Here is a 7126-nt window from a genome sequence, read left to right as displayed (position 1 = left end):
GAGATGTTCTACAACCCAAAGCGGCGCCACGGCACTGCCGGAGATACTTCGCCGGTAGAGTTCGAACGACGCCATTCCCAACGGCTCAACAGTGTCTAGGGAATCCGGGGCGATTCAACACTCCTTCTGCTCATGCAGTTTTTAGTGTGTTGCATCGACCGGTTGAATCCGCTGCCCTGAGCGGCTATTCGTCCTTTTTGAAAGCAGCCGTTCACGCGCTAAGACGGAAGAGGAGAAACAGGCTCCGGCCTCAGCCTCAGCCCCGTCGGCAAGAACTGCATCAACAGTCCGTCTGTCGCCAACCAGAGTCGCCGCTGCGTAAGTGTTAGACGGCGACGCCGGACGTTTCCTGAAGCGGGCTGACATTCCGACTGCGCCTTGGGCTCATCGCGCGACGAATGACCGGCGGCTGTTCGCTAAAGGGAACGCTTGAAGAAGCCGATCCAGTGGTCCACCGCCACGAAGCGGTCTCGCCAGTAGCCCGTGTGGAAGATTTTGCTGACGCACTTTGCCATCAGTGGATTGATGCTCTGGCCGGCGATCTTCTCGCCGCTGTTCAGCTCGGTCACACCAGTCTCGTCGACGTACATGTCGCACTTGGCGTAATGCGGGCCGAACAAGTTTCGATTTCGCTTGTACGGGGCATCGAAGCTGTGGCCCTCGCCAGGCAGGATGATGATCTGTGCATTGCCACCTCGTTCGTTCATCCAGGGCACCAGCTGCTCGCAGTACCTACTGGGCGTCTCATCGTCGACCTCGCCAGTGATGAAGAGGAAAGGCGTGCTGGCAAACGCATCCCTCACCGCGTTGCGATAGCCGCAGTAGCCGTAGAGGCTCACCAGCGCGTCGAGCGGCCGGACCTGGAAACCCTTCTGGTAAAGCCGGCGCACATTCCGCTGCACCATCTCATGCATCCACTTCTGCTGGTACATGATTTCCGCGGCGCCGCCCTGGGACTCTCCCATGCTACCGACCTTCTCGAAGCCTCGCTGGCTGCGCAGCCAGTCGGATGCCGTGAGAACGTCAAAGGTCATGTTGAACTCGTTGGCGCCCTTGAGCCCCGCCGCCTGATAGTCGTTGTATGAGACGTCGACGCCACGCGGCCGCCAGTGGTCGATCACAAGGGCCGCGAAGCCATTTTTCTGGAGGCTGTCGACGTAGTCGAAGAGCCGGCTGTCGAGGCCCTGGCTGCCATGCGAAATCAGGACAATCGTCTTCTGATCCGGCTTGGCGAATAGGTAGCCTTGGCCATCCATCCGTGTGCATACCGCCGGTGAACCGACGCAAACGACGCTCGGCCAAGACACCTTTTCTGCCAACTCCGGCTTCGCCGTCTGTGCAGCGGCGCCATTTGCAATCACGCTTCCGACCAGGAAGGTCGCAGTGGAGATGAGGCCGAGTATTCTTGTTTTCATTGTGGTGTTGTAGGCCGGAGGGGTTGCAAGCGGCCCTGCGATGCTAGCCGGAATACCGTTGCTACCCTCTCATTCGTGCGCACTCCCCATCCCCGAAGCGCGCCTGATTCGGTGACGCGTCGGGTGGCGCCTCCATGGCATTGAAGTCGGCTGGTACCACTGGAACGATGTCGAAGCTGAGCGCCAGCGGCGTGACGACCCATCCGGCGTAAAGACCCTCAGCGCCGCGGCCATCGCCGCGAGCGCTCCATGGCAGTCGACGAGGCGCTGAAGCCCAGCTTTGCGAAGAATTCTGCAGCCCCCGTTCTGCCGGCCCGGAGCACCCAAGTGATTTCCGGTTCAGACCCAATAAGTCCCTCGACAAGTGCCTGTCCGATGCCCTGTCGCCGATGCTGCTGGGCGACGATGACCATCGACACGTACCCGTTGAAATTCCGTCGGTTATCGCCCGCGCGAAGCCAACGATTTCGTAGTCTTCCAACGCAACCACCGCACGCCGCGACGCCGAAATCAGTCGGCTGAGGTCATCTATATCACCGACCCGATGGGCCCACCCGCTCGTCGCTAGCAGGTGATGGACAGCATCGAAATCGTTAGTGGAAATGCTGCGAACCTGCATGCCCGCTCCTCCCGAAATTTATGCGTTTGCGCCGGTGATGGGAAGGTCGGTTCTGGCCGGATGCAGAAGTCTACGGTGGGAGCTTCAGTGTCTGCTACCGCTGCATACCGGACACGAGCCACAAAAATTAGAGTGATCTCAATAGCACGAGTGAGGAAGCATTTGACCTCACGGTACGCCCTGGTCGATTGCTCGGCGGCGCGCGTGCAAGAAGAGCGACAGGGCTGCCTGGCCAGCCAGTTCAGCAAAATCGCGTCTGCGTCATCTGCGGGTCGTAGCGAGAGGCACAGTGCAAAGAACAGTTGCGTTCGCTCGGCAACAAGGTGCTGTGGGGCGCACAGGGCATCGCGCTCGAATTGCTCTGAGCTTCTCCTAGTCCTCTTCGCGCACCCGATACTCTCCCATCAGCGTCTGCTGGACGGCCGGTGGCACGGCTTCGTAGTGTGACAACGCGATGGTGTAGCGGCCCTGGCCGCTGGTCATCGCGTTGAGCCGCGACTGGTAGTTGGCCAGCTCGGCCATGGGCACCTGCCCGCCGACGGTCACGGTGCCGCCCCCGAGGGCCGACGTGCCGGTGACCAGGCCGCGCCGCGACGACAGGTCGCTCGTGACATCGCCGACGGAATACTCCGGCACGTCCATCTCAATCTGGACGATCGGCTCGAGCACGACCGGCCGGGCCTCGCGGATCGCGGCCATGAAGGCCTTGCGGCCGGCGGTCGCGAAGGCGATGTCCTTGCTGTCGACGCTGTGGTGCTTGCCGTCGTGCACCACGACGCGCACGTCGACCACGGGGTAGCCGGCGATTGCGCCGCACATCAGCACCTCGCGCACGCCCTTCTCGACCGCGGGGATGAACTGGCCCGGGATCGCGCCGCCTCTGACCTCGTCGGCAAACTCGAAGCCCGCGCCGCGCGCCAGCGGCTCGATGCGCAGGAAGACCTCGCCGAACTGGCCGGCGCCGCCGGTCTGTTTCTTGTGCCGGTGGTGGCCTTCGGCCGGCACGGTCACGCTCTCGCGGTAGGCAATGCGCGGCGGCCGCGTCTGGACCTCGAAGCGGTACACCTCGCGCAGGCGGTCGAGCACGATGCGCAGGTGAAGCTCGCCCAGCCCGTAGAGGACCGTTTCGTTGGTCGCGGCCACGTGCTCGATGCGCAGGCACGGATCCTCGGCGGTGAGCTTGCCGAGGATCTCCCAGGCGCGCTGCTCGTCGCCATGGCGCTTGGGCTCCACGGCCAGGCCATACACCGGCACCGGGAACGCCAGCGGCGCTAGATGGACATGGCTGTCTTCCGCCGCGTCGTGCAGCACGGCGTCGAAATGGATCTCCTCCACCTTGGCCACCGCCACGATGTCGCCGGGTACCGCGTGCGACACCTCCACATGGTCCTTGCCCTGGAGCATGAACAGGTGCCCCACCTTGAAGGGCTTGCGGCCGTCGCCGATGTAGAGCTGGCTGTCGCGCGTGAGCGTGCCCTGGTGCACGCGGAAGATGCCCATCTTGCCGACATAGGGGTCGATCGTGACCTTGAACACGTGCGCCAGCACGTGCAGCGCCGGGTCGGGCGAGGCCTGCATGGGCTTGGCCTCCGCGCCCTCGCCGACGATGAAGTCCGGCGGGTTGGCCTCGGTCGGGTCGGGCAGGAGCTTGACGATCACGTCCAGCAACTCGGCCACGCCGGCACCGCTGCGCGACGAGACGAAGCACACGGGGATCAGGTGGCCTTCGCGCAGCACCTGCTCGAGCGGCGCGTGCAGCTCGGCCGGATCCACGTCGCCCTCCTCGAGGTAACGGTCGACGAAGGCCGCGTCGACCTCCACCACCTGCTCCACCAGCGCGCGGTGCGCCGCTTCGACGGGGCCGAAGTCGGACTGCCCGAAGCGGTTGAAGAAGCAGTCCACCACCTGCCTGCCGACCCCGTCGGGCAGGTTCAGCGGCAGGCATTCGCGGCCGAAGGTGGCCTGGATGTCGGCCAGCAGACCGGGCAGCGAGACGCCTTGCGAGTCGATCTTGTTGACGATGATCATGCGGACAAGGCGGCGCGAGGCCGCGTACGCCATCATGCGCACCGTCATCGGCTCGATGCCGGTGGCGGCATTGATGACCACCGCCGCCGTCTCGACTGCCTCCAGCGCCGGCAGGCTCTGGCCGAGGAAGTCGGCGCCGCCGGGCGTGTCGATGAAGTGGATGCGCGTGCCGGCATGCGTGAGGTGCATCACCGATGCGTTGAGCGAGTGCTGCATGCGGCGCTCGAGCGGGTCGTGGTCGCTGACGGTGCTGCCGCGCTCGATGCTGCCGCAGGCCCCGATGGCGCCCGCCTTGTACAGCAAGGCCTCGGCGAGGGAGCTCTTGCCGGCCGCCGCGGCGCCGACGAGCGCCAGCGTTCGCACTGCTTCCATTTCGGCCGTGAGGCCGTTCGATCGGCTTGGCATGGCGGGGCTCCTTGGCGTCCGCAAGTCCGGCCCGGCGGCCCGCAAGGGCTCGGGTGCTGCGCGTGGACGTCGGGCCAGCGTACGGGATTGACCTCGCCGATGCAAGTCATCGCAGTGACCGCGCAAGCTTTCGACAGCCCTCACAAAGGTCGCGCGCCGCAGTGGCGCCCTCGCAAACCGCCCCGCGCTCAACGCGCCTTGCGAAAGCCCTTGCCGGGCACGCCGGCCGGACCACGGGCGGTGCCGTTGTCGCGCGGCGGCAGGCCGGTGTGCTGCGTGAGGATGCGCCCCTTCGACGGCTTCACCGGCGTGAGCTTGACGGGCGCAGCCTGGGCCGCAGGCGGCACCGCGGTCGAGTTCTTGCGGCGCGCGCTGGTGTAGCCGCCGTCGGTGAGCGGCTGCCAGGTCGGGATGAGGTGGTGCTTGCCGTTGCCGATCAGGTCGGCACGGCCCATGCTCTTCAAGGCCTCGCGCAGCAGCGGCCAATTGTTGGCGTCGTGGTAGCGCAGGAAGGCCTTGTGCAGGCGGCGGCGCTTGTCGCCGCGCACGATGTCCACCGTTTCGCTCTCGCGCGTGATCTTGCGCAGCGGGTTCTTGTTGGTGTGGTACATCGTCGTCGCCGTGGCCATGGGCGACGGGTAGAAGGTCTGCACCTGGTCGGCGCGGAAGCCGTTCTTCTTCAGCCAGATGGCGAGGTTCATCATGTCCTCGTCGCTGGTGCCCGGGTGCGCCGCGATGAAGTACGGGATGAGGTACTGCTTCTTGCCCGCCTCGGCCGAGAACTTCTCGAACATCTGCTTGAACTTGTCGTAGCTGCCGATGCCGGGCTTCATCATCTTCGTGAGCGGGCCCTGCTCGGTGTGCTCGGGCGCGATCTTGAGGTAGCCGCCGACGTGGTGCTGCACCAGTTCCTTGACGTACTCGGGGCTCTGCACGGCCAGGTCGTAGCGCAGGCCGGAGCCGATCAGGATCTTCTTGATGCCGCGCAGCGCACGCGCGCGGCGGTAGATCTTGATGAGCGGATCGTGGTTGGTGCCCAGGTTCGAGCAGATGCCCGGGTACACGCAACTGGGCTTGCGGCAGGCAGCCTCGATCTCGGGGCTCTTGCAGCCGAGCCGGTACATGTTGGCCGTCGGGCCGCCCAGGTCGGAGATGGTGCCGGTGAAGCCGCTCACGCTGTCGCGGATGGCCTCGACCTCCTTGATGATCGACTCTTCGGAGCGGCTCTGGATGATGCGGCCCTCGTGCTCGGTGATCGAGCAGAAGGTGCAGCCGCCGAAGCAGCCGCGCATGATGTTCACGGAAAAGCGGATCATCTCCCAGGCCGGGATCTTGGTGGCGCCGTCGTGGCTGCCGTTCTCGTCCGCATAGCGCGGATGCGGGCTGCGCGCGTACGGCAGGTCGAACACGTGGTCCATCTCGGCCGTGGTCAGCGGGATGGGCGGCGGGTTGATCCACACGTCGCGTGCGGTGTGGCCTTCGCCATGCGCCTGCACGAGCGCGCGGGCGTTGCCGGGGTTGGTCTCGAGGTGCAGCACGCGGTTGGCATGCGCGTAGAGCACCGGGTCGGCGCGCACCTGCTCGTACGAGGGCAGGCGGATCACCGAGCGGTCGCGCGGCGGGACCTTCAGCTTGACCGACGGGTTGGCGACGAAAGTGATGGGCTTGATCGCCGGGTTCACGTCGGCCGAGCGCGCACGCACCGCGGCCAGGGCCTGAGCGCCGGCCGCTTCGGCGGTGGCGGCCACGACCTGGGCCTCGTCTTCCTTGGCGCAGGTGGCGCCGTTGGCCTTGGCCTGGTCCGACACCATGAGGTAGGGGTTCACGTGCGCCTCGACGCGGCCGGGCTCGTCGACGCTGGTCGAGTTGATCTCGAACCAGGCTTCTGGCGTCTCGCGCCGCACGAAGGCGGTGCCGCGCACATCGGTGATCTGCTGCACCGGCTCCTTGGCGGCCAGGCGGTGCGCGATCTCGACGATGGCGCGTTCGGCGTTGCCGTAGAGCAGCAGGTCGCACTTGGCGTCGACCACGATCGAGCGGCGCACCTTGTCCGACCAGTAGTCGTAGTGGGCAATGCGGCGCAGGCTGCCTTCGATGCCACCCAGGATGATCGGCACGTCGCTCCAGGCTTCCTTGCAGCGCTGCGAGTAGACGATGGCCGCGCGGTCGGGCCGCGCGCCGCCGACGTCGCCGGGCGTGTAGGCGTCGTCGCTGCGGATCTTGCGGTCCGCCGTGTAGCGGTTGATCATCGAATCCATGTTGCCGGCGGTCACGCCGAAGAACAGGTTCGGCTTGCCCAGCACCTTGAAGGGATCGGCGCTCTGCCAGTCGGGCTGCGCGATGATGCCCACACGGAAGCCCTGCCCTTCGAGCATGCGTCCGATGACCGACATGCCGAAACTGGGGTGGTCGACGTAGGCGTCGCCGGTGACCACGATCACGTCGCAGCTGTCCCAGCCGAGGGCGTCCATTTCCTGGCGCGAGGTCGGCAGGAATTTCGCCGTGCCGAACCGCGCCGCCCAGTACTTGCGGTAGCTGGTCAGCGGCTTGGCGGCGCGCGCGAAAAAGGAGACGTCGACGGGGGCGTTCATCGGGGGACTATCGGGGGTCAGTGTGTCAGGCCTGGAAGGCGGCCTGGGCCTTCGGGCCTGCGGAGGGC

At 65.8% G+C, this 7126-nt stretch carries 4 protein-coding genes; all 4 read right to left on the bottom strand.

Annotated elements, in window-relative coordinates:
* Positions 1–416 precede the first annotated feature (416 nt).
* Positions 417–1415: a dienelactone hydrolase family protein gene (locus tag ACSFA2_RS04800; protein ID WP_435454148.1), complete on the bottom strand. Its 999-nt coding sequence runs from the start codon at positions 1413–1415 to the stop codon at positions 417–419.
* 218 nt (positions 1416–1633) lie between these two features.
* Complete coding sequence (locus ACSFA2_RS04795; RefSeq protein WP_435454147.1) at positions 1634–1828, bottom strand: GNAT family N-acetyltransferase; 195 nt, start codon at positions 1826–1828, stop codon at positions 1634–1636.
* Between the two features lie 578 nt (positions 1829–2406).
* Complete coding sequence (gene fusA / locus ACSFA2_RS04790; RefSeq protein WP_435454146.1) at positions 2407–4467, bottom strand: elongation factor G; 2061 nt, start codon at positions 4465–4467, stop codon at positions 2407–2409.
* A 188-nt stretch (positions 4468–4655) separates the two neighbouring features.
* Positions 4656–7058 carry a YgiQ family radical SAM protein gene (locus ACSFA2_RS04785; protein WP_435454145.1) on the bottom strand — a complete coding sequence of 801 codons (2403 nt, stop codon included), beginning with the start codon at positions 7056–7058 and terminating at the stop codon, positions 4656–4658.
* Between the last annotated feature and the right edge of the window lie 68 nt (positions 7059–7126).

Origin of the sequence: Variovorax cryoconiti, assembly GCF_051216395.1 — a bacterium.
Taxonomy (GTDB): Bacteria; Pseudomonadota; Gammaproteobacteria; order Burkholderiales; family Burkholderiaceae_C; genus Variovorax.
The sequence above is the reverse complement of the archived record's forward strand: the minus strand, read 5'-3'. Positions and strand labels throughout refer to the sequence as shown.

What these genes read in the sequence shown, in the direction of transcription:
- ACSFA2_RS04800 (WP_435454148.1), bottom strand. Translation starts at nt 1,415, where the DNA reads ATGAAAACAAGAATACTCGGCCTCATCTCCACTGCGACCTTCCTGGTC.
- ACSFA2_RS04795 (WP_435454147.1), bottom strand. Translation starts at nt 1,828, where the DNA reads ATGGTCATCGTCGCCCAGCAGCATCGGCGACAGGGCATCGGACAGGCA.
- fusA (WP_435454146.1), bottom strand. Translation starts at nt 4,467, where the DNA reads ATGCCAAGCCGATCGAACGGCCTCACGGCCGAAATGGAAGCAGTGCGA.
- ACSFA2_RS04785 (WP_435454145.1), bottom strand. Translation starts at nt 7,058, where the DNA reads ATGAACGCCCCCGTCGACGTCTCCTTTTTCGCGCGCGCCGCCAAGCCG.